Raw genomic sequence first — 25,711 nt, forward strand, 5'->3', positions numbered from 1 at the left:
TCCGCAACCGGCGATGGAAGGACAATACAGGACGCAAACGGCGATGAACAGTGCAACCGGGGGCGGGTTTGCGTTAGCACCGTGTCGCGACGAATTGGCCGGCGACGATTGCACCGGTGGCCCCCCGTGCCCGGGGCTGGCGCAACCCGATATCCGGTTTGTGCGGAGCAGCACATGGCTTCTCATGGGGCCACGAGGGCGCTTCCAGTAGTGGGGGCGGACTAGTCGTGTGCGCCGGGGTCCAGCAGGCTTGTGCTGAAATCGCACACCTGCGCCGCCAGCCGGACGATTTCGGCGGTCAGTGAATGAGTCCGCTCGGCGCGATGCAGCGCGACGTAGCGCACCGGCGGCAGCGCCGGCCGCGTACGCACGATCTCTAGCGCCTCGCACGCCACCAGATGCGCGACGCATGCCGTCGGCAGATAGCTGACACCCAGACCCGACAGCGTCAGGCCGATTTGCGCGATCAGGCTGTTGCTCGTCAGCACGCGTTGCATCGCGACGCCATGTTCCTGCAGAAAGCGCGTGTAAAGGTGCCCCGTGCCCGACAGGGTTCCTTGCAGGATCAGCGGAAACCGAGCGACGTCCGTCAACGAAATCGCCGTCTTGCGCGCCGGCATGAACCCGGCCGCGCACATCCACGCATTGTCGACTTCGCCGATCGCTGCCGCCGCGAACGATTCCGTCGCATGAATCTGCGGGACGACGATCAAGTCGATCGTGTCGGCCGCGAGACGTTCCCGCAGCACCGCGGTCAAGTCCACCTCCGCCTCCACGTGCACGCGCGGATAGGCGGCCTGGATCGCAGTGATCAGGCGCGGCAGCCAGGTCAACGCGGTCAGTTCGGTCACGCCGATCCGGACATACCGCACCAGCGCTTCCTTCGAACTCATCCGCTCGACGACGCGGTCGCGCTGCTGGAGCAGTTCCTTCGCGTGCTCGAACAGTTCTGCGCCCTTGTCGGTGAGTCGGGCGCTGCGATGCGCTCGATCGAACACCGTCAGGTCAAACGCGCGTTCGAGCTCCTGGATCCGTTTCGACACGGCCGATTGCGTCGTGTTGAGGCGCGTCGCCGCTGCCTCGAAGGAACCGAGTTGCACGATCCAGTACAGCGCTTCCATCTGTTTGAACGTGAGCATGACCTTGCGCCCGATAGATGAGAAAAAGCGATATTTTCGCATATCAAAAAATCGCTTTTTTTACCTATTTCGGCTGCTTAAGGTTCTTCCGTTGCGTTGTTCTGCCAACGCATCCGTCGGAAAGCGCGCCCCATCGCACCCAGCGTTCAATCGAACCCCTTCATTGTGGAGACAGCATGGACACCGTCATTGAATCCCCGCCCATCGTCGACGCGGCGCGCAAGCCGCGTATTGGTCTCGCCTGGCAGATCGTCATCGGGCTCGTCGTCGGCATCGCGACTGGGCTTGTGCTGAACCGGGTTCCGCAATTGCGCGACACGGCCGTGTCCGGCCTCCTTCAGCCGGCAGGCGACATCTTCATCAAGCTCGTGCGGATGATCGTCGTGCCGATCGTGTTCACGAGCATGGTGATCGGCATCGCGGGCGTCGGCGACGGCAAGTCGCTTGGCCGCATCGGCCTGAAGACGCTGCTCTATTTCGAGGTGGTCACGACGATCGCGATCGTACTCGGGCTCGTGATCGGCAACGTGCTGCAACCGGGCGTCGGCACCGACATGTCGCAACTGGGGCACACGGACATTTCCCGCTACCAGCAAGCCACGCAACAGGTGCAGCAGGCGCATCACGGACTGATGGCGCTGGTGCTCGGCATCATCCCGGACAACATCGTCGCGTCGATGGCGAAGGGCGACCTGCTGCCGGTGATCTTCTTTTCGCTGCTGTTCGGGCTCGGCCTGCAAACCGTGCCGGAAGAACACCGAAAGCCGGTGCTCGCGATGCTCAAGGGCGTCGCCGATGCGATGTTCAAGGTGACGAACATGGTGATGCTTTATGCGCCTGTCGGGGTGTGCGCGTTGATCGCTGTGACGGTCGCGAGCTTCGGCTTCGGGTCGCTGCTGCCGCTGGTGAAGCTGGTCGCCGTGACTTACTTCGCCATCCTGTTGTTCGCGTTCGTCGTGCTCGGCCTGACCGCGCGGTTGTTCGGGTTCCGCATCCTCACGCTGCTGCGCGTGATCAAGGACGAGCTGATCATCGCGTTCTCGACCTGCAGTTCGGCGACCGTGCTGCCGCAACTGATGAAGAAGATGGAGGACTATGGCGTGCCGAAGAGCATCACGACCTTCGTGGTGCCGACCGGCTATACATTCAACCTCGACGGCGCGTCGATCTATCTCGGCATCGGCACGCTGTTCGTCGCGCAACTGTACGGCGTGCATCTCGGCTGGCAGCAGCAGATCCTGCTGACGCTGACCATGGTTGTCACGTCGAAAGGCGCCGCGGGCGTGCCGGGCTTCATGTTCGTGATCATGCTCGCCACGCTCGCAAGCGCGGGGCTGCCCCTCGAAGGGCTGGCGTTCATTGCCGGCGTGGATCGGATCATGGACATGGGGCGTACCGCGCTGAATCTCGTCGGCAACGCGCTTGCGCCGCTCGTCATCGCGAAATGGGAAGGCCAGTACGACGCGGACAAGGGCCGCGCATACCTCGAATCGCTGCGCGGCTGAACGCCGCCATGCATTGCACAACATTCGGAAGCAAACAGGAGCATCGAAGATGAGCAGTCCCCGTGGGGCACTTTTTCCCGACGCGTTGATGAAGCAGGTCAAGACGCGCTTTCATCACGTCGATCACGATATCGACGGCCGCGCGCGGCTGTTTTTCGACAACGCGGGCGGATCGTTCCGGCTGAAGGCCGCAGTCGACGCGTACGCGCGGATCGACGCGCTGCCCGACTGCCCGGAGCGCATCCATGAGCGCGCGCTCGATCTCCAGGCGCTTCAGTCGCGCGGCGAGGACGACGTTCGCACCATCCTGAACGCGCGCGGCGGCACCGTGTACGCGTCGCTGACGGCGTCGGGCGCGATGTTCGACATGGTGCGCGCGATCATGGAGAACGTGCCGGGCACCAACGCGGTGACGACCGTGCTCGAGCATCCGTCGTCCTATGATGCGATGACGTATTACGCGCAACGCACCGGCAAGGCGCTGCGCATCGCGCCGAGCAATCCGGAGACCGGCGGCGTGGACGTCGATGCAATCGTGTCGCTGGTCGACGCCGACACCGCGCTGCTCAGCGTGATGTTCGCGTCGAACATCTCCGGCGCGAAATTTGACATCGAGACGATCGTTGCCCGTGCGAGGGAGAAGAAGCCGGACCTGTTCATCGTCGTCGACGCGGTCCAGCATGCGCCGCACGGCATTATCGACGTGCAGCGCACGCCGGTCGACGGCATCAACTTCGCGCCGTACAAGTTCTTCGGTTGTCGCGGCTCGGGCATCTCGTGGCTGTCGCCGCGCGCGGCCGCGTTGCCGCACCACCGGCTTGCCGCGAAGGAGACCGGCGTATGGGAACTCGGCAGTCCGGCGCCCGCGCAGTTCGCGGTCGTGACGTCGATCGTCGATTACGTGACCTGGATCGGCCGGTACTTCCGCGATTCGGACGATCGGCGCACGCTGTTCGTCGAGGGCATGCACCGGATCGAACTGCATGAGCGTGCGTTGCTGGCCGCGTTGCTCGACGGGTATGGCGGTCATTGCGGGTTGCGGTCGATCGACGGTGTCGAGGTCTACTGGGATCACGGCGACCTGACGACGCGCGACCTGATCGTCGGGATCGGCTTCGCGAACCTCGAACCGACGCGAGCGGTGCGGGCGTACGAGCAGCACGGCGTGATCGTCTACGAACGCGTCGCGTCGAGCCTGTATTCGGGACGGATGCTGAAGTCGTTCGGGCTCGATGGCGCGGTACGGATATCGCCGCTCCATTGTCATTCGCCGGACGATATCGCACGATTCCTGGCGATTACCGAAACGCTCGCGGCGGCCCGCTGATCGTCGGCGCGGACCGGATATTCCGGCCCGTGTCGCATCCGGCGCCGGAAAGCGCGCGTCGCGACAGGTTCGCGCTATGACCGGCAGAGCCAACCGAGTGCACATGAGGGCCGCTTGGCGCGCCGGGTGCCCGATGCGGCGCCGGAGAATCCGTTCGACGCGATGCAGAACATGAATGTGTGCTCGCGCGTTCCTGCCCAACTTCGAACCTGCGCCGTGTTGCATTGCAGATGCCAGGAAAAGAAGGAATCTTGAAGATCCGGGAAGAGGCGGAGATTCTGTTCTCGTGAGAGGAGCACCGCCCGGCGTCCAACATGGCACGACGGTCATCGGTCTTGACCGAGGCACACGTTGAAAATCACGACGTCGTTGAAGTGAAAGTCACGCGTGGATCGCCGTATGGAACGCATCCATCCGGGAAGTAGTCTCAGACCGTTGCAAGAATCAGGCGCGCGGGTGTCACACCGATGAGCAGTCCGTCATCGCGGTTCGAAAGATAGCGCTGGTTCAATTCCTCAGGTGTCCACGCATTGATGTGGTTGAATCCCAATGCACCCAACGTCTCGGTAATGACAGCCGGTTCAAAGAAGGTTTTCCACGGCTCGCCGCGCTCGGCGAATCGGGCCGTCAACTGCTCCATCGCAATACGCATGATCGACGGCAAGCTTGAAAGTGGCGTCACATATTCGAACAGGACCGCGCTGCCCTTGGCGCAACCGGCGATAAAGCGCAACGTCTCAAAGACTGCCGCCTCATCGAGATACATCGTCACGCCGAGCCAACTGAAAATGGCCGGTGCATCAGCATCGAAACCCGCACGCGCCAATCCCTCTGCAAGTCCGACGCGCTCGAAGTCAACCGGCACGAAATGAAGCGACGGCGGCACCGCTATGCCTGCCTCGCGCAGGCGGGCCTGCTTCCATGCCTGCGTCGCCGGCAAATCAACCTCGAAGATGCGAGCCGGTGTATCGGGATGCCGGAACGCGCTGGTATCGAGCCCCGCCCCGAGAACCACATGCTGGAGAATGCCGCGTTCGACAGCCTCGCTCCACACGTCGTCGGCAAGCCGGCTGCGGACGATCACGGAACTACGCATGCCCACCGACGCCGGATCGCGGAACCGGTCGATATTGTCACGCAGTACCTGTGCTTGGACGGCACCGAGGATAGTCAGCGCAAAGGGATCATCAAGCACCAACGGCCGATCGAGCAGTTGATGCGCGGCACGCTGCGTCGCCACCATCAACGCGCTCGGCTTGGGCCCGGCGTCGATTGGCGACATGTCACGGCCGACGATATGTGCCTTGTGCAGATAGGCCAATAGCGAATCGTCGAGGCCGACGCCAAGTTGCAGATCCGGTTCGCGCATCATGGCATCGCGCACACGTGCCTCCAGGACAGCATCGTCTCCGCAAAAGCTGTCTCGAAACAGTTGCTGCCAGCGCTTGACGATGGCCTGCACCGGCGCGGCACCGGCGTCGACTCCCGCTTCCATATTTGCCCTCAGTTTGACCACCAGCGCTGGCCATGCACGATTTTTCGCGGTGGCGAATTGGCGACGCCGCACCTCGTCGGCCTGTGCCGGGGTGAGGTACTTCGCGAACAGCGCGCAGCGTGCATGCGTGAAGGCCTCGTCGATCCATTCCAGCATCTCTATCGTAATGCCGACGATTTGCCTGGCGCGCGGCTCGCGGAGCTGCATCATCATCAGCTTGGTCGCGAGGTCCGGGTCATTACGGGTCATTCGGATCACGAGCCTGATCCAGCGCCAAGCCAGTGCCTGAGCCGCATCGCTTTCGGTCGGCAACGCCTCCTGCATGGCACCGCAGACCTCGTCGATCAGACCGGCCCATGCCGGATCCGACGGCGGCACCGTTTCCGGTCCGGATGCCAACAGCGTATCGAGTTCCTCGTCATCGAGATGCTTTTGGTACATGTTCATCAGCTCCAGAGCATTCATCCAATCGGTCGCCGCGATCTCGCTGCCCGCGAAGACCATGTCGACGATGTATTGCAAGTGACGGCCAAGGCGCTGCGCGCGCAGTGCCTGCGCATTCAGCTCCGTGATCTGACGTCGCAGAAGCTGCAGCGGAATGAGGGCCGGTTGACCGTCGAGGCTGGCCTTGATGTCCGGCAGCGAATATCCGAACCGCTTCAGGGCCTCGATGCGATGCAGACGGATCAGGTCGTCCTGCCCATACAGGCGCGCGCCTCCGTCGGTACGCTGCGACGGTGACAGCAGCCCGATTGCGTCGTAGTGGTGCAGGGCACGGACACTCAATCCCGCCTTCTTTGCCAGTTCGCCGATTTTTAGTCGCATTGCTTTCCCAGTCGTCTGTGCCAACCATAAAAGCTGACGTGGCGTCAGGTGCAAGCGAAATCGACGCGCTTGCGCGCCGGGGGCAGCCTGCCTGCGCCGAAACGTGCGGTGGTCGTCGATTGGGTAGTTTTGGCCGGCAAGCGACCGCTCGTCGGTCGCGATGCCATCAAGCCTCCGCTTGCTCTGCCATCTCAAGGGCTCCGTCGGCTTGGATGCCGAGATAGCGAGCCGGGCTTCAGTCCACAATGAAGAGCTTCGCACCCGTTCTGGTATAGGACTGATGTGGCTCCGCGTTGTCGCCTACCTGGTAGCTCATGCCCGCTGTCAAAACGAACTTCCGCCCATCCTCGAGTGTCGTTTCCAGTTCGCCTTCCATGCAGAAAAGAATATGTCCCTTTTTGCACCAATGATCTGCAAGGTAGCCGGGGGTGTATTCGACCATCCGCACGCGAATTTGATTCGGGTGATCACCGAAAAACCGTGTGCGCCAATAAGCCATACCGGTTTCGCCTTGGTGCTCCGTTTTTTCGACTGCCGCCCAGTTGATCGTGCCGAACGCAAATGCATCCATTTTCATTCTGTAGATTCCTATGCAGGTCCACTTTTTACGCGCAGGTCAATTTACCACGGTGCTCAGAATGCTTTTTCCGCACTCGAGCAGCTTGAGGCAAGAACAACGACTTTATTGATCATCTGATTTCCGACGATCGACGACGCCTGCATGCCACGCTTGGAGAGAGGCCCCTGGCGACGCCTTAGTGTCCATTCACGATCTCGATGATCGCTTCGATTTCTACGGACATTCCGTTTGGCAGAGAGCCCATCCCGACCGCCGACCTGGCGTGTCGGCCGCGATCACCTAGAACCTCGACCAACAGGTCTGAGCATCCATTAATGACCTTCGGGTGATCACAGAAATCGGGCTCGGCGTTTACCATTCCGAAGATCTTCAAAACTCCCTCCACGTGGTCAAGCGACCCCACCGCCTGCTGAATCGTCGATAAAAGCTGTAGACCAACTTGACGAGCGTCGGCGTAGCCACGATCGATACTATAATTCCGACCTAATTTTCCCCTGATAACTGAGCCAGAAGCATCACGTGGCCCCTGACCAGATAAATAAAGAATCTGGCCGGATCGACGCCAGCTCACGAAGTTGGCGATCGGGGAGGGAACTGGAGGCAGCACCAAACCTAAACTTCGAATGCGATCGGCAGTTGTCGTGGCGGTCATGGTTTTAGTACTCGGTTTGAACGCGAAAGGTAGAGCAGCTTCGCTTGTCATTTTGGCATGTCTGCCGGTGTTATATCCACGACGGTCTCCGCGTGAGTGAGGTGATCCTATTGATGAAACGTCCATTTGCGGGAACGTGGAGCCGATCGTGATCGAACCACGTGATGCCTCGAACGGTGGAATCCGCCGCCGATGTGAGCCATTCGACGCGTCTGGCTGCTTCGTTGGCGACCTGCCGTCGATCGAGTGTCATGAATCCGGCACGGGCGCACGTCGGCAGCTCAGTCGCAATTCCCGAGATGGCGTGCTCTGGTAGCCGATCTAGGGGCGAGCGTCGGCAGCGCGAACTGCTTGGCCCGGATCCCGTGCCGCGCGTTGACGTCCAATCTGCAAAAGCGCGATGCTCGCCAGAATCAGGACGATGGCCGCGACTTCCAGCATGCCAACGCGTTCACCGGCAGTTCAGCCGATCATCAACGCGACGGTCGGCGTCATGTAGGTCTAGCCCGATGCCGCACCAGAATCCGCTGATAGCACAAGAGCGGCATCGCCGTAGGACATCGTGGTCGTGATGAGGGGCCTTCATCTACATACCGCCCTCAATCGAAATACGGCTCCAGCACCTCCTCGATCCAGTCCATGAACGCCCGAACGCGCGGCGACAGATTGCGCCGATGCGCGACGACGAGCGACGCCGCGAGAGGTTCGGGACGCAGATCGGGCAGCACCTCGACCAGGGCGCCGCGTTCGATATGATTCGCGAGCGCCGAATACCCGGCCTGGATCAACCCGATGCCCGCGAGCCCGGCTGCGTGATAGGTCTGCACGTTGTTGACCTGCATCGCGCTCGGCAATGCAAGCGTGGCATAGCCGTCGCCGCTCGGATATTCCCACCCGGGGTGCCGCGCGCCGAGTGTCAGCGCGTAGTGGACCATCCGGTGTCCCTGACCGAGGAGATCATCGAGCGTTTGCGGCACGCCATACCGCGCCAGATAGCCGGGACTCGCCGCATTGATCATGCGCAGGCGGCCCAACGGCCGGGCAATCAACGTCTCGTCCACGATCGGCCCCAGACGGATCACGCAATCGAATCCTTCCTGGACGAGATCGACGCGCCGATCGGTGCTCGAAAGTTCCAGTTCCAGCTCCGGATGCATCGCCATCAGTTGTGGCAGCGCGGGAACCACGACGCTGCGCGCGAGCTCGGTGGGCATGTCGACACGCAATCGTCCGCGCAGCCGCGTGCCATTGCCGGAAAACATCGACTGCAGTTCCTGTACGTCGGCCAGCAGGTCCCGCGCGCGCGCGTAAAAGGCGCGTCCGTCCTCGGTCAACTGCACGCTGCGCGTCGTCCGATGCAGGAGCGCGACGCCCACGTCGCGCTCGAGCGCGCGGATCACCATCGACACCCGTCCTTTCTGGATGCCCAGGCTTTCGGCCGCGCGCGTGAAGCTCGTCATTTCGGCGACACGGGCGAAGATCAACAGCGCGTCGAGGTTTTGCATTGTTCTCCCCGGGAGTAACAGAACGTTCAATCGGCCGTCATTTATAACTCAATTTGAACTCAGTAAAGTGCCTTCCGATGTCGTCCCCCGACGACCACCTGAACGAAAGGGCACAGCGATGACACAGCACGTCTCTCCGGTTAAAACGATCGTCGTCTATCACTCCGGCTACGGGCATACCGAACGCATGGCGAGGGCTATCGCCGAGGGCGCCGGCGGCGTTCTCGTCGCAATCGACGTTGATGGCAACATCCCGCAGGACGCGTGGGACGCGCTTGCAGGGGCGGATGCCATCCTGTTCGGCTCACCGACCTACATGGGCGGTCCCAGCTGGCAGTTCAAGAAGTTCGCCGATGCGTCGTCGAAGGCCTGGTTCGAAGGCGCGTGGCGCAACAAGATCTTCGGCGGCTTCACCAACAGCGCAAGCATCAACGGCGACAAGCTCAATACGCTCGAATACTTCGTTTTGCTTGCGGGGCAGCACGGCGGCATCTGGGTGAGCATGGACATCAAGCCGGCGAACCTGAAGGCGTCGATGCGTGACGACCTGAATCGCATGGGCTCCTATATCGCGCCGATGGCGCAGACGCCGGCCGATGCGTCGCCCGATGAAATGTCGCCTGGGGATCTCGAGACGGCACGCCGCTATGGCGCACGGGTGGCAACGATCGCCGGACAATTCCGGGCAGGACACGCTCGCATCAGCTGAAATCTGGCGTGCGGGACGCCCCGGAACGGACGCCGCCGCACTTTTCCCGCCGACCTCGAAGGAAACGGCCATGAAATACAAGCAACTGGGCCGCACCGGCCTGTACGTCTCCGAGCTGTGTCTCGGCACGATGACGCTGGGCGGCAATGCCGATGCCGGCATGTGGGCCGCGATCGGCGCGGTCGGCCAGGACGACGCGACCCGACTGATCTCCCGTGCACTGGACGAGGGAATCAATTTCATCGATACCGCCGACATCTACTCCTTCGGCCAGTCAGAACGACTCGTCGGACAGGCGCTTCGGGACCTCGGCGTCGCACGCAGCGAGATCGTGCTGGCGACGAAGACCGCAGGCGTGATGGGCGCGAAACCCAACGATCAGGGCGCGTCGCGAGGCCACATCATGGATTCCGTGCAGCGAAGCCTGGAGCGGTTGCAGGTCGACCATATCGACCTTTACCAGATCCACGCGAACGATCCCGTGACACCGATCGAAGAGACGCTGCGGGCGCTCGACGATCTGACGCGTCAGGGGCTGGTCCGCCATGTCGGTGTCTCGAACTGGCGCGCCGGAAAGATCGGCAAGGCGCTCGGGCTCAGCGAAGCGCTCCATGCGACGCGCTTCGAGACGCTGCAGGCCTACTATTCGATCGCCGGACGCGACGTGGAGCGCGAACTGGTGCCGCTCGTGATCGAGGAGCAGATGGCGCTCCTCGTCTGGTCGCCGCTCGCCGGCGGGCTGCTGTCGGGCAAGTTCGGCCCCGGCGCGCCGACCGAAGCGGGTTCGCGGCGCAGCCATTTCGATTTTCCGCCGGTCGACCTCGAGCGCGCCTGGCCGTGCGTTGCAGCGATGCGCGCGATCGCGGACGCGCGAGGCGTGTCGGTCGCCCGGATCGCGCTCGCGTGGCTGCTCGCCAAGCCGCATGTCACGAGCATCATCATCGGCGCCAAACGCGTCGAACAGCTCGAAGACAATCTCGGTGCTGCCGATATCGTGCTGACCGGGGACGAGCTTGCGCAGCTCGATGCCGTGAGCGCATTGCCTCCCGACTATCCCGGCTGGATGATCGACCGTCAGGCGGCGGGCAGGGTGCCGCGGCCTTTCACGCGTGCGGTGTCGAAATAGGGCGGCCGACGGCGATCCTTGTCGTGCTCGACGGGATCGCCCGACGCTGAACGCCGCTCCGTACCGGGTATCCGCACGGCGATCGTCGCCGCAACCGCTAGAATTGCGGTTTTAGCCCGGAACACGTCCATGTCTTTTGCCTCGCTAGGCCTGATCGATCCCTTGCTGCGTAATCTGCAGGGCCTCAATTACCAGACACCCACGCCGGTGCAGGCCAAGGCGATTCCCGCGGTGCTCGGTGGCAAGGACGTCATGGCCGCGGCGCAGACCGGCACCGGCAAGACGGCGGGTTTCGCGCTGCCGCTGCTGCAGCGGCTGGTGCAGCACGGGCCGGCGGTGTCCAGCAACCGCGCGCGCGTTCTGGTGCTGGTGCCCACGCGCGAACTGGCCGAACAGGTGCTGCAGAGTTTCGTCGAGTACGGCAAGGGCCTCGACTTGCGGTTTCTGGCCGCCTATGGCGGCGTGAGCATCAACCCGCAGATGATGAAGTTGCGCAAGGGCGTGGATGTGCTCGTCGCCACGCCGGGCCGTCTGCTGGACCTCAATCGCCAGAACGCCGTGCAGTTCGATCAAGTCCAGACGCTGGTGCTGGATGAAGCCGACCGCATGCTGGATCTGGGCTTCGCGCGCGAACTCAACGCCGTCTTTGCCGCATTGCCGGTGCAGCGCCAGACGCTGCTGTTTTCCGCGACGTTTACCGACGACATCCGCGCGATGGCGGCGAGCATTCTGCGCAGTCCGGTCAATATCAGCGTCAGCCCGCCCAACGTCACCGCCAGCAAGATCAAGCAGTGGGTGGTGCCGGTGGACAAGCGGAACAAGCCCGACCTCTTCATGCACCTGGTGGCCGAGAACAACTGGGACCACGCGCTGGTGTTCGTCAAGACCCGCAATGGCGTGGATTACCTGGCGGCCATGCTGAATGATGCGGGTTATGCGGTCGACACGATCCACGGCGACAAGCCGCAACCCGCGCGCCTGCGTGCGCTCGAGCGCTTCAAGACGGGCGAAGTGCAGATGCTGGTCGCGACCGATGTGGCCGCGCGCGGGCTGGATATCGACGACCTGCCGCTGGTGATCAATGTCGATCTGCCGATCGTCGCGCAAGACTACGTGCACCGTATCGGCCGTACCGGTCGCGCGGGCGCAAGCGGTGTGGCGGTGTCGCTCGTGTGTGCCGATGAAGCACCACAACTGGCCGCGATCGAGGCGCTGATCCGGCAAACGCTGCGCCGTGAGGAAGAGCCGGGTTTCGAAGCCGAGCACCGCGTGCCGGAAACCAGCGCGACCGGGCAGATCATCAAGAAACCCAAAAAGCCGAAGAAGCCCAAGGTGCCGCAAGCGGGGGCGGGCGTCATGCCGGTGGCCGGCAAAAAGCCGCGACCGCAAGGCGGGGAAGGCAAACGCAAGCCCGCGGGGCAGCGCGCCGCGCTTGCGGGCAAGGGGGCAAGCCTGTCGAGCGGTAGCCCATTCAGCGTGCAAAAGCCGCGCGGCAAACCTGCGGGCAAGACGCCGGCGGGTTCGCGGAAGCCGGCAGGCAAGCCCGCGGGGGGGCGCGGGACGCGCTGACGCCGATCGGTGGGGCTGGCCAACGCCTGCATTGGGGCCGGTGTCGCCAAAACCACCCGTTCGCGTCGAAGTCGTGTGCCCATCCCTCCCGTAGCGCCCGCCGTTCGGCGGTCGCGCGCTCGGACAAGCACGACACAGGAAGTAGGCGGTGGCAAGCCCGACTTGGCCGCCTCTGATGACCAGGACATCGATGTCTGCCGGCATTCGCTTTCGTTCCATCTCCTGATTCGAGTTCCGGCGGTCACGCGGCACATTGAGTTTAAAGACGGCGGTCGGTGCATTGCACGACGTGACTACCTACGGCGCAATCACGTGCTCGAGGCCGGCCGCGCCGACCGGCGCCTCGGCCAACCACGGAATCAGAGCGGTACGCTGCGCCAGGTTGTCCGCCACGCGGCGCACGAACGGCACCTCTTCAGTGCCCCGCTGACACAAAATCGGATCGGCCGTGCCGCTCGCGAGTAGCGACTGGTTGATGACCCACGCGTACGGCGTGATGCCGGCGCGCGCGAGGTCGGCGCTCAGACGTTCGGCTTCATGAACGGGCGTCGCTTCCGGCAACGTGACGATGAGGATCCGGCTGTAATTCGGGTCGCGCAGGCGCGGCAGCAACTGACGAACCGACTCGGGCATGTCGCCCTGTGTGCGCATCACTTCGCGGTGATAGGCCTCGGCGGCATCGAGCAGCAGGATGGTGTGGCCGGTCGGTGCCGTGTCCAGCACCACGAAGCCGGACTTGCCTTGATCGACCGTGCGCGCGAACGCCCTGAAGACGGCGATTTCCTCGGTGCAGGGCGAGCGCAGATCTTCTTCGAGCATGGCCAGGCCGCCCGCATCGAGGTGCGATGCCGCTTTGGCCAGCACATCTTCGGTGTACTGCTGCACTTCCCGTGCCGGGTCGATGCGTGTCACGCTCAGGCGAGGCACGACGCCATCGACGGTGGCAGCGACATGCGAGGCGGGGTCGGTGGTCGAGAGGATCACGTGGTGTCCGCGCCTGGCCAGCGCGACGGCGATCGCAGCTGCAACCGTGGTCTTGCCTACACCGCCTTTGCCCATGGTCATGATTACGCCGTGGCCCGTGGCCGACAGTTCGTCGACGAGGCCGGCGAGGCCCGGCGGCAACGCGGTTTCGGGCATCTGGCGCTCGGTCGGCAAGCGCACGCGCTCGGGATGCGCCATGTCGCGCAGCGCATCCAGCCCTACCGTGCCGCGTGGTAGCAACGGAATGCGCGTCTGCGGCAAGACGGCCAGATCGCGCGGCATCGCGGCCAGCGCCTGTCGCGCGCGTTCGGCCATAGCGGTCGCGATGGCGTCGTCGTGCCGGTCCGTGGCAAAGAGGCCATTGATCGCGAGCACCTGGTTGCGAACGCCGAGTTCGGCCAGTTCATACCGCGTGCGATTCGCTTCGCGCAGCGCGGCGACTTCGGGCCGGCTCACCAGGACGACGGTCGTTTGCGCCGCACTCGACAGGCGTTCGACGGTCGCCGCGTACAGCGCTTTCTGCTTTTCGAGCCCGGCTAACGGCCCGAGGCAGGAGGCACCGCCCGTCGACGACGAGATGAATTCGTTCCACGCCGAAGGCAAGGTCAGGAGGCGCAGCGTGTGCCCCGTCGGCGCCGTATCGAAAATCACGTGATCGAAATCGGCCGTCGCGGCCGGGGCGCCGAGCAGTTTGGAGAATTCATCAAAGGCCGCAATCTCGACCGTGCAGGCGCCGGAAAACTGCTCTTCCATATTGCGGATCGCCGCCGCGGGCAAGACGGCGCGATAGGGGCCGACCATTCTGTCCCGGTAGGCCTGCGCGGCCGCTTCGGGGTCGATGTTCAACGCGAACAGGCCTGGCGCGCCGGGCACGGGCGTCGGCGACTGACTCAAGCCGACACCGAGTACCTCGTCGAGATTGGAGGCCGGGTCCGTGCTGACGATGAGCACGCGCTTGCCGGCATCGGCCATGGCGAGGCCGGTGGCACAGGAAAGCGAAGTCTTGCCGACGCCGCCTTTTCCGGTGAAAAAGAGATATCGGGTTTGCGTTTCAGGAAGGGACATGGTCGCTCTCTAGCAACAGCCTGAGCCCGGCGAGCGGCAGCTGCCGGCCTTGATGTGCGGTTTTTCCGCCGTGGACAGCGCGATGCCGAGTTTCTGCACAAGCTGCTGGCGTGACGGATACATGCCCGTCGATACGATGCGGCCATCGATCACGAGGATCGGCAGGCGTTCCATGCCGGCTTCCATTTCCTTGACCACCGCGGAGTTGGCGGCGAACGCTTGCGGTTCCTGGCCCAGGTTGTAGCGGGACACGGTGACGCCGTGTGCCTCGACCCATTTCAGGTCCGCGGCGAACTGCGCCAGCACGGGGTCCACATCCACACCGCACACACCCGTCGAGCAACACATCGCGGGATCGAACACTTCGAGTTTCTTCATGGCAGCGCCTCGGAACAATCGGGATTCAGCGGTTTCCACAAGCACGGATGCGTCTGTGGGCAAAGGTGCGTGAATTCGGGCAGATTGCGAATCGGCTCGGGAATCTGGGTCCGCTCGATCTGCGTGAAGCCGCGCCGCGCAAAGAAGGCGTGGGCGGCTTCGTCATTCGGAATAAGGTAAAGCGCGCGCAGCGATCGCGTTTGCGCTAGCGCAACGGAAGCGTCGATAAGACGGGTGCCCAGACCGGACGCGCGCAGTCGCGGGTGAACGGCGACCGAACGCAACAGGGCCGCGTCGCCGGCTTGTTCCAGTCCCGCCACCCCGACGATCCCGGCGTCGCGCACGGCGACGTGGAAGCCGTCGAGGCTCCGTGCCGTGAGGTCGCTCGCCGGAAGCCCGCAGGTATCCAGCAACGCGCGGATACGGTCGAAGTCCGTGGCGGTTGCCCGGCGAATGTCCTCAACCGGTGTACTCATTTCAATCCTCCGCTGCGTTCATGGCGTCGAAGCGTCTGCCGGGTGGTGATGCATCGCGCCCGGATCGTGCCCGGCCATCGCGTCGTGTCCGTGGTCGGACAGTTGGGCATCGAACCAGTCGTGCAGCGCGGCGACAAGACGAGGCTGCCCGCTGCGGTACACGATTTCGCCGCCGCGGCGCACGTCGTGATAGTCAATCGTCAGCTCGCCGCGTCGGGCCGCACGCAATACAGCGAGGCCCGGCATGTCGTTGCCGTGGATCTGCTCAGGCGCGCCGAAGTCTCCGGCCGAGAAGCGACGGGCGATCGCGGCGAGATGCGCGCGGATCAGCGTGACCTGCCGCGCGTCCGGACGCTTCGTGACGACCCGCTGGATGCCGCCATCGGCCGTCTTCGTGAAGATGTGGGTGGTGGCCGCGAGCGAGAACGGCATCACGTCAGCGCCGTATTGTGCGACCTCCTTCTGGCGTGCGGTGGCGTCGGCAAGGTTGAACGGCGAAACAACCGCCATGCCGAGCAGGACCAGAATGGATGCAGCGACGACTGTTGCTGAATGGCGTTTCATGGAATATTTCACCTGGAATCGTGCCGGCGCCTGGCGCCAGCATCCTGCTCGCTGTCGAGTGCAATCATACGGCGGGCACTTGGTGGGGGCCAGTGCGGTGTCGTGACGTTGTGCACAGGTGGCGGGCAAGGAATCGCGCTGGCACTGGAGACCGCGTGATTGCCGGGTAGCGGCTGCGCCGGAGAACCACACTCCCGATGTGGCGATCATCGATCAGCGGAGCAAATTCGGCGATCGCGAAGCCAAAATGAGTCCCGATCGCCGTTCCCGAGCGTCGGACCTGCGTAGGGAAACGCTCGGCATGCAGGCGGGCGACTCATCTGCAACGTGCGATTCCGGAGGCCTTCGTCCCCGATTGATGTCCTGGTAACGAACGGCGTATCGACGTTGAGCCATTGACGAGGTCGGCGAGCGTGAGGCCGCCGCACATCTCATGCAGACGCTAGATCGGCGCCGCCATGATCGGTTGATCCGGGTCGGCAGCGCCCGGTCGCTTTCGACCGCGGCTGGTCACGTTAGACTATTCCCACGCAGCCTGCCGTATCGTATGTGATCCGAATCATTAGTCAAACGAATAAAGAGCGAGAAGGATGATCAGTGAAAGAAGAGTTCCCGCATCCCGAAGGTGTGATGCGCTTCGGCCGCCATCAGCACCATGAGCACCAGCAGGCACAGCGGCGGGATCAGGATCGCGTACACCAGCGCCAGCCGCTCCCACATCATGTGCATGAAGATCGATACGATCAGCCCGGCCTTGGCGATCATCAGCACGACGATCAGCACCCAACGCATCAGGCCCTGCACGTGGAAATAATCCACCAGATACGACAAAGTGCTCAGGACGAACAGCAGGCCCCAGATCTTCAGGTAGATGCCGATCGGATGCTGCTGGCCGTGCGCGGCGTCAGGTCGATCGGCGGGATCGGAGTGGTCCATGGCCTGCCTCACCACAAATAGAACAGCGCGAAGATGAACACCCACACCAGGTCGACGAAGTGCCAGTACAGGCCGGCGATCTCGACGATCTGGAAGTTGCCGTGCTCGGCGAACCCCGGCTGCAGGATCTTGCGAGCGATCAGCAGCAGGTAGATCACGCCGCAGGTCACGTGAAAGCCGTGGAACCCGGTGATCATGAAGAAGCACGCGCCGAATTGCGTGGCGCCGAGCGGGTTGCCCCACGGGCGAATGCCTTCATGGACGATCAGTTTGGTCCATTCGAAGGCCTGCATCGACACGAAGGTCACGCCGAGCAGCGCGGTCGCCAGCAACAGCGCGGCGGCGCGCCGTGCATTGCGCCGGTAGCCGAAATTGACGGCCATCGCCATGGTGCCGCTGCTGGTGATCAGCGTGAACGTCATGATGGCGATCAGCAGCAACGGCACGTCGACGCCCGCCACGGTGAGCCCGAACACCTTCGACGTGTCGGGCCAGGGCGCAGTGGTCGACATGCGCATCGTCATGTAGCCGATCAGGAAGCTGCTGAAGACGAAGGTGTCCGACAGCAGGAAGATCCACATCATCGCCTTGCCCCACGGCACCTTGAAGGCTTCGCGGTCGGCCGACCAGTCCGTGACGATGCCGCGCCAGCCGTCAGGCCCGGCGTCGGCGGGCGGGGTGGCAGCGGATTCCGGCGGGAGCGCGGGCGAGGTCATGGTGCGGCTCCATACAGCGGCCCGCAGATGGCGGCGACAACTGCGGGGGTGAGCCACCACATCGCCGCCAGCAGCACGAGCCAGACCGCCAGCAGGAAATGCCAGTAGAGGGCGCACAGCGAAATGGCGCGTTGAGCGCGGAACGGGTCCACATGCCGGCGTTGCGCGATCGTCACGGCCCAGGCCGCCAGCCCGCCGAGCACGTGCAATCCGTGCAGGCCGGTGAGCAGGTAGAGGAAGCTGTTGGAAGGATTCGCGATGACGGTCTGCCCGGCTGCGGACAGCATGCGCCACGCGGTCAGTTGCCCGATCACGAACACGGCGGCCAGCACGCCGCCGCACACCAGCCACGCCACGCGGTGCACGGTCAGCCGTCGGGCACGCTGCATGGCAACGCTTGCCAGCGCGAGTGCGCCGGTGTTCCACCACAGCAGCGCCGGATGCGGGATCGGCTGCCAGTCGGGCTCGCGCATGCGCATGCCGTATGCGAGCAGCAACAGTGAAAACAGTGCCGTCGCCACGGCCATGAACACGATCAGGCCGACGCGACTCGCATTCGGCAAGGCGGGCCGCGGCGTGTCGCGAACAAAGGTGCGCGGTAGCGTGGTCATTTGCGTGCCTCGCCGGATTGAAGCGACGGGCTGGCCGGCTCCGGTTCGGGGGCAGTCGCGGGCGGCTGGTTTTGCGGAACGAAGTCTTCCGCTTGTCCCGGCGGACTGTATTCGTACGCCCAACGATAGACGACGGGCTGTGCGGCGCCCCAGTTGCCGTGCACCGGCGGCGTTTGCGGCGTCTGCCATTCCAGCGTGGTGGCGCGCCAGGGGTTGCCGTCGGCGCGCTTGCCGCGCACGAGGCTCCAGGCCAGGTTGTACAGGAACAGCAACTGCGCCACCGCCACGATCAGCGCGACGACGGTGATGAACGTGTTGAGCGTCTGCGCCGAGTGCGGAATGAAGCTGTAGCCCTCGTACGCGTAATACCGCCGCGGCATGCCGAGGATGCCGAGATAGTGCATCGGGAAGTAGATCGCGTAGGTGCCGACGAAGGTGGCCCAGAAGTGCGCGCGCCCGAGCGTGTCGTCGAGCATGCGGCCCGTCACCTTCGGATACCAGTGGTAGATGCCGCCGAACACCACCAGGATCGGCGACACGGCCATCACCATATGGAAGTGCGCCACCACGAAGTACGTGTTCGACAGCGGAATGTCCACGCTCACGTTGCCGAGATAGAGCCCGGTCAGCCCGCCCAGCACGAAGGTGCTGATGAAGCCGATGGCAAACAGCATCGGCACGGTCAGGTGGATATCGCCACGCCACAGCGTCAGCACCCAGTTGTAGACCTTGAGCGCGGTCGGGATCGCGATGATGAGCGTGGTGGTCGCGAAGAAGAAGCCGAAGTACGGATCCATGCCGGCGATGAACATGTGGTGCGCCCAGACCACGAAGCTCAGTGCGCCGATGACGACGATGGCCCACACCATCATCCGGTAGCCGAAGATGCTCTTGCGCGCGTGCGTGCTGATGAGGTCCGACGCGATGCCGAAGGCGGGCAGCGCGACGATGTAGACCTCCGGATGTCCGAAGAACCAGAACAGGTGCTGGAACAGCAGCGGGCTGCCTCCGGCATGCTTGAGCGATTGCCCCATCGATACCACGGCCGGTATGAAGAAACTGGTGCCGAGTGTTCGATCGAGCAGCATCATCACCGCCGACACGAACAGCGCCGGAAACGCCAGCAGTGCCATGATGGTCGCGATGAAGATGCCCCACACGGTGAGCGGCATGCGCATGAGCGTCATGCCGCGGGTGCGCGCCTGCAGCGTCGTGGTCACGTAATTCAGACCGCCCATGGTTGCCGCGACGATGAAGATCGCGAGCGACACGAGCATCAGCACGATGCCCCATTCGACGCCCGGCGTGCCGGGCAGGATGGCCTGGGGCGGATACAACGTCCAGCCCGCGCCGGTCGGCCCGCCCGGCACGAAGAAGCTCGCCACCAGCACCAGCACGGCCAGCAGGTAGACCCAGTAGCTCAGCATGTTCAGAAATGGGAACACCATGTCGCGCGCGCCCAGCATCAGCGGGATCAGATAGTTCCCGAAGCCACCCAGGAACAGCGCGGTCAGCAGGTAGATCACCATGATCATCCCGTGCATGGTGACGAACTGGTAATAGTGGTTGGCGTCGATGAAGCTGAACTTGCCGGGAAAGCCGAGTTGCAACCGCATCAGGTCCGACAGGACGAGGCCGACCAGGCCGATGGCGATGGCCGTCAGCGAATACTGCACGGCGATGACCTTGTGGTCCTGGCTCCAGACATAGCGAGTCCAGAAGCTTTTCGGGCCGTGGTCGTTGTGCGCGTAGGGCATTGCGTCTGCTCCGCTAGGGCTGGCGGTTGGCCGCGGTGCTGGCAGCCGGGCCGCCTTGCGATTCGATGTAGGTCACGAGCGCGGTCAGCTCCTGCTCACTGAGGTCGAAATGCGGCATGATCGGTGCATATCCCTTCACGATGCGGGCCGTCGGGTTGCGGATGAATGCGCGCAAATAGGCTTCGTCCACCTTCGCGGTACTGCCGTCGGCCATCGTTTCGGTCTTGCCGTACAGGCCCTTCCAGGTCGGGCCCACGCGCGGACTGCCGTCCACCGTATGGCACGCGAAACAGCCCTTGGCTGCCGCGAGCGCCTTGCCCTGGTCGGCAAGCGCCTGGGCGCTGCCGCCCGCCGTGGCGGCAGCGGCCCGCACGACGGCCTGCTGCCGCTGCGCGAAAGTGGTCTGCTGCGCCAGCCATCGAGAGAACGATGCTTCGTCCTCCACCACCACCACGCCGCGCATGTTCGAGTGCCCGATGCCGCACAGCTGCGCGCACAGGATGTCGTAGCGTCCCGCCTTGGTCGGCGTGAACCAGAAGGTCGTCACCATGCCGGGCACCATGTTCATGCGCGCACGGAACGGCGGCACGTAAAAGTCGTGCAGCACGTCGAGCGACCGCGTCAGGACCTGGACCGGCCGGTTCAGCGGCAGGTGGACCTCGGGCGTCTCGATCAGGTAGTTGTCGCGGCCGTTGGGGTCGGCGGGATTCAGGCCGAACGGGTTGTCGTTGCTGACGTAGCGCACGTCCGTCGTGCCCAGCTTGCCGCCGGGGCCGGGGAAGCGGAAGCGCCATTGCCATTGCCGGCCGAGCACCTCCATCTGCAGCACGTTGCGTGGCGGCCGGATATAGTCCGCATAGACGAAGAGACCGGGCGCCAGCAACGCCGCGACGCCGATGGCGGTCAGGCCGATCAGCCACCATTCCAGCCGCCGATTGTGCGGCTCGTAGGCCGCACGATGTCCGCTGCGGTGGCGGTAGCGCATCAGCGCGATCGCGATGAACAGGTTGATCGCGATGAAGAATGCGCCGGTGATGACGAGCGTGATCGTCAGCATGTCGTCCATGCGCACCCAGTTCGACGCGATCGGCGTGATCCACCAGGGACTGGCAAAGTGAAACCCCACCGCCACTGCGATGATCACGATCAGGGCAATCGCAAGCGCCATGGGCCGCCTCGCCGCGCGTCACACGCCGGAGCCGCCAACCCGCGCTCCAGGCATCGTCGTGCCGCCTTGCCGGATTTCGTATTACATTTTGCCGGCAGTCCACCAAGACCGATTCGCCAAGTGTCGTCGGCGGCTCTAAAGAAAAGGTAGTTCGCTCCTTTGCATCGTGCAAGACAGCGCAAGGGGAGAAGCACGCTCCCATACCCCTATGCATCGCACAACTGATGGTGTCGCCTGCCCTCGACGACGAGCAAGACGGCCGCTTTCGGCGTGGGTTGTCGAGGCAGCCGTCTCGCGGTGCGAAGAAACGGCGCGCGTGTCAGTGCATCGCGTTCTGTTTGCGCCGTTCGAGCATGCCGTAGACGACGGCGGTGACCACACCGAACAGCAGGTTGGCCAACAACGGTCCCGATCCGCGCTCCGAGATGAACCAGGGGAACACGGCGGTCATCACGTAGAAGTTCCATACGTACGCGACGATCCCGAACGCCAGCCCGATGACAGCCTCCATGCCGACGCTCGAATCGAAGCGGAACGGGGCCATGATCGCGGCGAGGATCATCCCCATGATGGCGCCGAGCACGTAGTGCAACAGCAGTGCCATTCCGACGATGCTGAAGCTGAACATCGACATTTGTTCCAGCGCGCTGCGGCCCATCACCATCGCCGCGATCTTGTGGGTCGGCTGCCACGGACTTTCATCGAGCACCATGGTCGACCAGAAGAATTCGAGCACGATCACCAGGGCGCCACCCGCAAGACCGGCTACGGCAGCGGCGAGCCAGTCCGGCATGCGCCGTTGCCAATGGTGCGATTGAATGTGCAGTTCCATAGAACCTCCTTGCTGAAAGAGCAACCTCAGCACTCAGGCAGGCCGGTTTTGGGGTGTCAGGGGAAAACCGGTGACGTAGGCTCGCCGCCCTCCAGTTCCGCCTTCGGAAAATGTCGGGCGATCATCTGCTCGATTTCCTGCTCTCGCAATGCCGGCACGTCGGCCATGATCAGAATCTGGCCTTCCTTGATCGCTTCGCGAAATCGTTCGAGTCGCGCGTTAGGCTCGGCTATGCCGATCATCCCGGCCGTCCACGCGCCGAAGCCCGCGCCGACCACCGTCAACGCGACGACGGCGCCACCCGCGATCACGAGTTCGGCAGGCGGGAATACAAGCGCGATGAGACCGATGAGCGCGCCCGTCGCGCCGCCAAGTGCCACACCACGCTCGAGCGCGTGCACGACATCGCTGCTTTGCAGCAAAGACGCTTCGGGCAATTCTTCAAGGGTGACGCTGTGATCGGCGAGGACGTGGATATGGCGCCAGATGATGCGCGCGCGGAGCAGGTCGTCCACGATCGCCTTCGCCATCTGCGTGTCGGGTGCGAGGAAATAGAGGCGCCTCATGTCGGCCCCCTTTTTTCAGTCTGGAGTACGTTCTATTTTATGTCAGCATCGCCAACGTGGTACCTCCGTGCGCGTACGGGGTTACACGTGATCATGCTTCAAGGGGCGAAGAACTCACCGGCGAAATTCCACACCGAACCCTTTTTCTCGAACCTTTCGCGCGCCGGCTCGTTGCTGCCCGAGGTTCTTCACGAACACGTCGGCATCGGCGAGCAGCCTGTGCGCGACGTCGAGCGTGATGCTTTCCTTGGAGCGGTTGGTCCATACGAAGTGGGACGCGAGCCCCGACGCGCGTTCGTCGTAGCCTCGCGTGAAATCTCCGACGCACGGCAGTTCGACCGTGATCAAGCGCGCGCCGAAATCCACGAGCTGGCGCTTGCAGAGCGGCGCGTCGATCAGGCACGCGGTGCGACAGACGCACCGACGATGCCATGCCGCCGCAGCGACTCCGCGACGAAGCCCGACGCCTTCATCTCCTCGACGAACTCGCCGAGCAGCGCGGCGGCCGCTTCGCCGCGGCTCTTCGGCACGCCCATCGCCTGGCGGATCACCATGAAGTGCTCGTCGAGCAGGCGCAGCCCCGTCGTCTTCGCCGCGTCGGCTTCGAGCTGCTGCTTCACGCCTGCCGCGACTTCGAGCTGCTGCTCGACGAACGTCGACACGACGGCCTGCGACGTCGGTGCGCGTACGATCTGCGCGGCCTTCAGTTCGCGCGTGAGGAACAGGTCGTACGCGCTGCCCTTGCCGACGGCCACGCGGTTGTGCGGCTGGTCGACGTCCGCATTGCCACGGATCGGCGAATCGTCGCGCACCAGATAGAAGCCTTCGATCAGCACATATGGTTCGGTGAACGCGACCGTTTCGCCACGCAGCGGATCGACCGCGAAAAAGCCGAAATCGGCGCGTTCTTCGGTCAGCGCCTGCACCGACTTGCCGGCAGCGTCGAACACGACGAGTTCGAGTTCGGCCGACAGCCGCTCGGCAAATGCGCGCGCGAGGTCGATCGATACGCCGAACGGCTCGCCCGTGGCCGGGTCGCGGTTCGCGAGGATCGGATTGCCCAGATTGATCGACGCGCGCAGCTTGCCGGTCGGGGTGAATGCGGAACGGACGGAAGGATCGATGGTCATGAAAGGCTCGTAAGGAATCGGATGTGCCGGAACGGCGAACGGTCGGGGCACCGAAGCAGCGTCATGCGTGACGGATCGGTTGGCGCGTTGCGGCGACTGCTTCGCCGCGATTACTTCACGGCGACTTCCGTATGCACGACTTGCGGCGGACTCTTGAAGAACGGCCCGGCCAGTTGCCGCCACGCCTGGAAGTCGTCCGATTGCCGGAAATGCACCATGTGATCGTCGACGGTCTCCCATTTGACGACGAGCAGATAGCCGCCGCTGCGCTCGATCACGCGGTGCAGTTCGGTGCCGCCGCAGCCGCGCGCGCGGGCGAACAGCGGCAGTGCCTGGCGAACCGCCGCTTCGAATTGCTCGGCTTGCGACGGATCGATTTCGAGCGATGCCATTTCCAGAATCATGAATGCTCCATGCGGGATGAATGATGCGACGGGGCGCGCCATGATCGACGCGTCCCGCAACGATACCGGAAGTCCGCATCACGTGTTCCGGATGACCGGTCCTCGCGCGGCAGACCGTGCGGCGGGTTCCGCTGATCGGCGCATGCGAATCAGCGTTTTCCCCAATACGGAATAACGCGACACGCGCCGATGTCACAGAGGTGGTGAAGATAAACAATCCGAGGACAGCCATGACGACATCCGCGATAACCGGAACGAATGATGCACCACCCGAAACGATCGTCGAAGCCGTATCCGACGACCCCGTCGTTGCCCCGACGATCCTGCTGGTCGACGATGAACCGAGCGTGCTGTCCGCGCTCAAGCGCGTGTTGCGGCCCGCGCGCTACGACATCCTGACCGCCGAAAGCGGAGAGGCCGCGCTCGACATCCTGACGTCGACCGAAGTCGACCTGATCGTGTCGGACATGCGCATGCCGAACCTGAGCGGCGCGGCGTTTCTCGCCCGCGCCCGGTCGCTGCACCCGGACACGATGCGCATTCTGCTGACCGGCTATTCCGACATCGCGTCGATCGTGGAGGCCGTCAACGAAGGCGGCGTGTATCGCTACCTGAACAAGCCGTGGGACGATCACGACCTGCTGATGACCATCGAGCAGGCGCTCGAGCAGCGGCGCCTGCGACGCGAGGCCGCGCGGCTGGCCGCGCTGACCGAAGCGCAGAACGAGACGCTGCGGCGCTTCAATACGGAACTCGAAACGCAGGTTCGCGCGCGCACCGAGGAACTCGGGCAAACCGTGATGTTTCTCGAAGCGGCGCAGCACGACCTGAAAAGCAGTTTCACCGCGATGGTGCAGGTCTGCGCGAGCATGATCGAGATGCGCTGCGGATCGGCGAGCGGGCATGCGATGCGCGTCGGCGAGATCGCGCGCCGTCTCGCGCTGTCGGCGGGGATGAGCAGCCTGCACGCGCAGGACGTGTATTTCGCCGGGCTGCTGCATGGTATCGGCAAGCTGTCGTTGCCCGACGAGCTGTTGCACAAGTCGCTCGTGAAGATGACCACGGACGAACACAGCCTGTTCCAGCAGCACCCGCTGCGTGCGCAGATGGTGCTCACGCCGGTCGCACAATTGCACAAGGTCGCGTCGATCGTGCTGCACCAGTACGAGCGATTCAACGGACGCGGCACACCGGACGGGCTCGCGGGCGACGCGATTCCGCTCGGTTCGCGCATCGTCGCGATCGCGCGCGATTTCGAAGGGTTGCGCAATGGCGAGATCGGCTTGCCGCATTCGGTCGAGCAGGCGATCGACGTGCTGCACTCTCAGGCCGGCGTGCGTTACGACCCGCTGCTCGTCGCGCGCTTCATCGACCTGATGCGGGATCCGGCGAGCCTGCGCATCGCGGCGTCCGTCGCGGAGATCCGGTCCGAGCAGCTGCGCGAGGGAATGCAGCTCGCCGACGATCTGCGCACGCATCGCGGGGTGCTGTTGATGACGAAGGGCAGCGTGATGTCGGCGCACCAGATCGAGCTCGTCCGCCGTTTCGAGGCACGCGAGGGCACGACGTTCGACATTCTCGTGATGACCGGCGCCGCTGCGTCGACACAGGCACCGGCCGGCACGCCACCTGCCTGACGTTGCGCGGGACGGCTCGGCCGCGGCGCGCGATCGGCCGCGCGTCGCGGCAACG

24 protein-coding genes and 1 pseudogene are annotated in these 25,711 nt (G+C 63.9%); 6 read left to right on the forward strand and 19 right to left on the reverse strand.

The genetic code is table 11. The features are described from left to right. Positions 1 to 221: 221 nt before the first annotated feature. Positions 222 to 1,139, reverse strand: coding sequence for a LysR family transcriptional regulator (locus tag ACV22W_RS05800; protein WP_448018292.1), 918 nt, complete (start codon positions 1,137 to 1,139; stop codon positions 222 to 224). 176 nt (positions 1,140 to 1,315) lie between these two features. Between ACV22W_RS05800 and gltP the strand changes: the two genes are divergently transcribed. After that, positions 1,316 to 2,644 (forward strand): glutamate/aspartate:proton symporter GltP, encoded by a 1,329-nt coding sequence (gene gltP / locus ACV22W_RS05805; RefSeq protein WP_448018293.1) that lies wholly within the window; start codon positions 1,316 to 1,318, stop codon positions 2,642 to 2,644. Between the two features lie 49 nt (positions 2,645 to 2,693). Continuing rightward, positions 2,694 to 3,971, forward strand: a complete 1,278-nt coding sequence (locus tag ACV22W_RS05810) for an aminotransferase class V-fold PLP-dependent enzyme (protein ID WP_448018294.1) — start codon at positions 2,694 to 2,696, stop codon at positions 3,969 to 3,971. Between the two features lie 427 nt (positions 3,972 to 4,398). Here ACV22W_RS05810 and ACV22W_RS05815 read toward each other — a convergent pair whose 3' ends face one another. The 4 genes from ACV22W_RS05815 to ACV22W_RS05830 form a co-directional block, all read right to left on the reverse strand. Next, the gene (locus tag ACV22W_RS05815) at positions 4,399 to 6,291 is read right to left on the reverse strand and encodes an SAM-dependent methyltransferase (protein WP_448018295.1); all 1,893 of its coding nucleotides are present in this window, start codon (positions 6,289 to 6,291) and stop codon (positions 4,399 to 4,401) included. 235 nt (positions 6,292 to 6,526) lie between these two features. Continuing rightward, positions 6,527 to 6,868 (reverse strand): DHCW motif cupin fold protein, encoded by a 342-nt coding sequence (locus tag ACV22W_RS05820; RefSeq protein ID WP_448018296.1) that lies wholly within the window; start codon positions 6,866 to 6,868, stop codon positions 6,527 to 6,529. A gap of 178 nt (positions 6,869 to 7,046) precedes the next feature. Next, complete coding sequence (locus ACV22W_RS05825; RefSeq protein ID WP_448018297.1) at positions 7,047 to 7,523, reverse strand: RidA family protein; 477 nt, start codon at positions 7,521 to 7,523, stop codon at positions 7,047 to 7,049. Between the two features lie 599 nt (positions 7,524 to 8,122). Further along, the gene (locus tag ACV22W_RS05830; protein ID WP_448018298.1) at positions 8,123 to 9,028 is read right to left on the reverse strand and encodes a LysR family transcriptional regulator; all 906 of its coding nucleotides are present in this window, start codon (positions 9,026 to 9,028) and stop codon (positions 8,123 to 8,125) included. A gap of 118 nt (positions 9,029 to 9,146) precedes the next feature. Here ACV22W_RS05830 and ACV22W_RS05835 point away from each other — a divergent pair, with 118 nt between their 5' ends. The 3 genes from ACV22W_RS05835 (at position 9,147) to ACV22W_RS05845 (ending at position 12,432) form a co-directional block, all read left to right on the forward strand. Continuing rightward, a complete protein-coding gene (locus ACV22W_RS05835; protein WP_448018299.1) occupies positions 9,147 to 9,737 on the forward strand; it encodes a flavodoxin family protein in 591 nt (196 codons plus the stop codon). Positions 9,738 to 9,807: 70 nt separating this feature from the next. Beyond that, positions 9,808 to 10,863, forward strand: coding sequence for an aldo/keto reductase (locus ACV22W_RS05840; RefSeq protein ID WP_448018437.1), 1,056 nt, complete (start codon positions 9,808 to 9,810; stop codon positions 10,861 to 10,863). 129 nt (positions 10,864 to 10,992) lie between these two features. Next, positions 10,993 to 12,432, forward strand: coding sequence for a DEAD/DEAH box helicase (locus tag ACV22W_RS05845; RefSeq protein ID WP_448018300.1), 1,440 nt, complete (start codon positions 10,993 to 10,995; stop codon positions 12,430 to 12,432). Positions 12,433 to 12,729: 297 nt separating this feature from the next. Here ACV22W_RS05845 and arsA read toward each other — a convergent pair whose 3' ends face one another. The 14 genes and pseudogenes from arsA to ACV22W_RS05915 form a co-directional block, all read right to left on the reverse strand. After that, positions 12,730 to 14,481 (reverse strand): arsenical pump-driving ATPase, encoded by a 1,752-nt coding sequence (gene arsA / locus ACV22W_RS05850; RefSeq protein ID WP_448018301.1) that lies wholly within the window; start codon positions 14,479 to 14,481, stop codon positions 12,730 to 12,732. Between the two features lie 9 nt (positions 14,482 to 14,490). After that, a complete protein-coding gene (gene arsD / locus ACV22W_RS05855; protein WP_448018302.1) occupies positions 14,491 to 14,859 on the reverse strand; it encodes an arsenite efflux transporter metallochaperone ArsD in 369 nt (122 codons plus the stop codon). Then, positions 14,856 to 15,335, reverse strand: coding sequence for a GNAT family N-acetyltransferase (locus ACV22W_RS05860; protein WP_448018303.1), 480 nt, complete (start codon positions 15,333 to 15,335; stop codon positions 14,856 to 14,858). Before ACV22W_RS05860 ends, arsD begins: the two co-directional genes overlap by 4 nt. Positions 15,336 to 15,353: 18 nt before the next feature. Next, entirely contained in the window at positions 15,354 to 15,899 is a 546-nt protein-coding gene (locus ACV22W_RS05865) for an aspartate carbamoyltransferase (protein ID WP_448018438.1), read from the reverse strand. A 594-nt stretch (positions 15,900 to 16,493) separates the two neighbouring features. Beyond that, entirely contained in the window at positions 16,494 to 16,835 is a 342-nt protein-coding gene (locus tag ACV22W_RS05870) for a cytochrome C oxidase subunit IV family protein (protein WP_059690456.1), read from the reverse strand. An 8-nt stretch (positions 16,836 to 16,843) separates the two neighbouring features. After that, positions 16,844 to 17,551, reverse strand: a complete 708-nt coding sequence (locus ACV22W_RS05875; protein WP_448018304.1) for a heme-copper oxidase subunit III family protein — start codon at positions 17,549 to 17,551, stop codon at positions 16,844 to 16,846. Beyond that, the gene (locus tag ACV22W_RS05880) at positions 17,548 to 18,162 is read right to left on the reverse strand and encodes a cytochrome c oxidase subunit 3 (protein ID WP_448018305.1); all 615 of its coding nucleotides are present in this window, start codon (positions 18,160 to 18,162) and stop codon (positions 17,548 to 17,550) included. Before ACV22W_RS05880 ends, ACV22W_RS05875 begins: the two co-directional genes overlap by 4 nt. Further along, positions 18,159 to 19,919 (reverse strand): cytochrome c oxidase subunit I, encoded by a 1,761-nt coding sequence (gene ctaD / locus ACV22W_RS05885; RefSeq protein WP_448018306.1) that lies wholly within the window; start codon positions 19,917 to 19,919, stop codon positions 18,159 to 18,161. The genes ACV22W_RS05880 and ctaD overlap by 4 nt, the downstream gene beginning before the upstream one ends. 13 nt (positions 19,920 to 19,932) lie before the next feature. Continuing rightward, positions 19,933 to 21,087, reverse strand: coding sequence for a c-type cytochrome (locus tag ACV22W_RS05890; protein ID WP_448018307.1), 1,155 nt, complete (start codon positions 21,085 to 21,087; stop codon positions 19,933 to 19,935). Positions 21,088 to 21,406: 319 nt separating this feature from the next. Further along, positions 21,407 to 21,919 (reverse strand): hypothetical protein, encoded by a 513-nt coding sequence (locus ACV22W_RS05895; protein WP_448018308.1) that lies wholly within the window; start codon positions 21,917 to 21,919, stop codon positions 21,407 to 21,409. A gap of 56 nt (positions 21,920 to 21,975) precedes the next feature. Continuing rightward, on the reverse strand, positions 21,976 to 22,485 hold the full coding sequence (locus ACV22W_RS05900) for a DUF1269 domain-containing protein (RefSeq protein WP_448018309.1): 510 nt from the start codon (positions 22,483 to 22,485) through the stop codon (positions 21,976 to 21,978). A 180-nt stretch (positions 22,486 to 22,665) separates the two neighbouring features. Further along, a pseudogene (locus ACV22W_RS05905) lies at positions 22,666 to 22,884 on the reverse strand (CoA transferase); the annotation flags it as partial. Next, on the reverse strand, positions 22,881 to 23,615 hold the full coding sequence (locus tag ACV22W_RS05910; RefSeq protein ID WP_448018310.1) for an ABC transporter substrate-binding protein: 735 nt from the start codon (positions 23,613 to 23,615) through the stop codon (positions 22,881 to 22,883). The pseudogene ACV22W_RS05905 and the gene ACV22W_RS05910, both read right to left, overlap by 4 nt. A 110-nt stretch (positions 23,616 to 23,725) precedes the next feature. Further along, entirely contained in the window at positions 23,726 to 24,019 is a 294-nt protein-coding gene (locus tag ACV22W_RS05915; protein WP_448018311.1) for an antibiotic biosynthesis monooxygenase family protein, read from the reverse strand. Between the two features lie 230 nt (positions 24,020 to 24,249). On the opposite strand from ACV22W_RS05915, the gene ACV22W_RS05920 reads away from it, so the two are divergent. Further along, the gene (locus tag ACV22W_RS05920; RefSeq protein ID WP_448018312.1) at positions 24,250 to 25,656 is read left to right on the forward strand and encodes an HD domain-containing phosphohydrolase; all 1,407 of its coding nucleotides are present in this window, start codon (positions 24,250 to 24,252) and stop codon (positions 25,654 to 25,656) included. Positions 25,657 to 25,711: the final 55 nt, after the last annotated feature.

The organism is Burkholderia sp. AW49-1 (assembly GCF_053427845.1).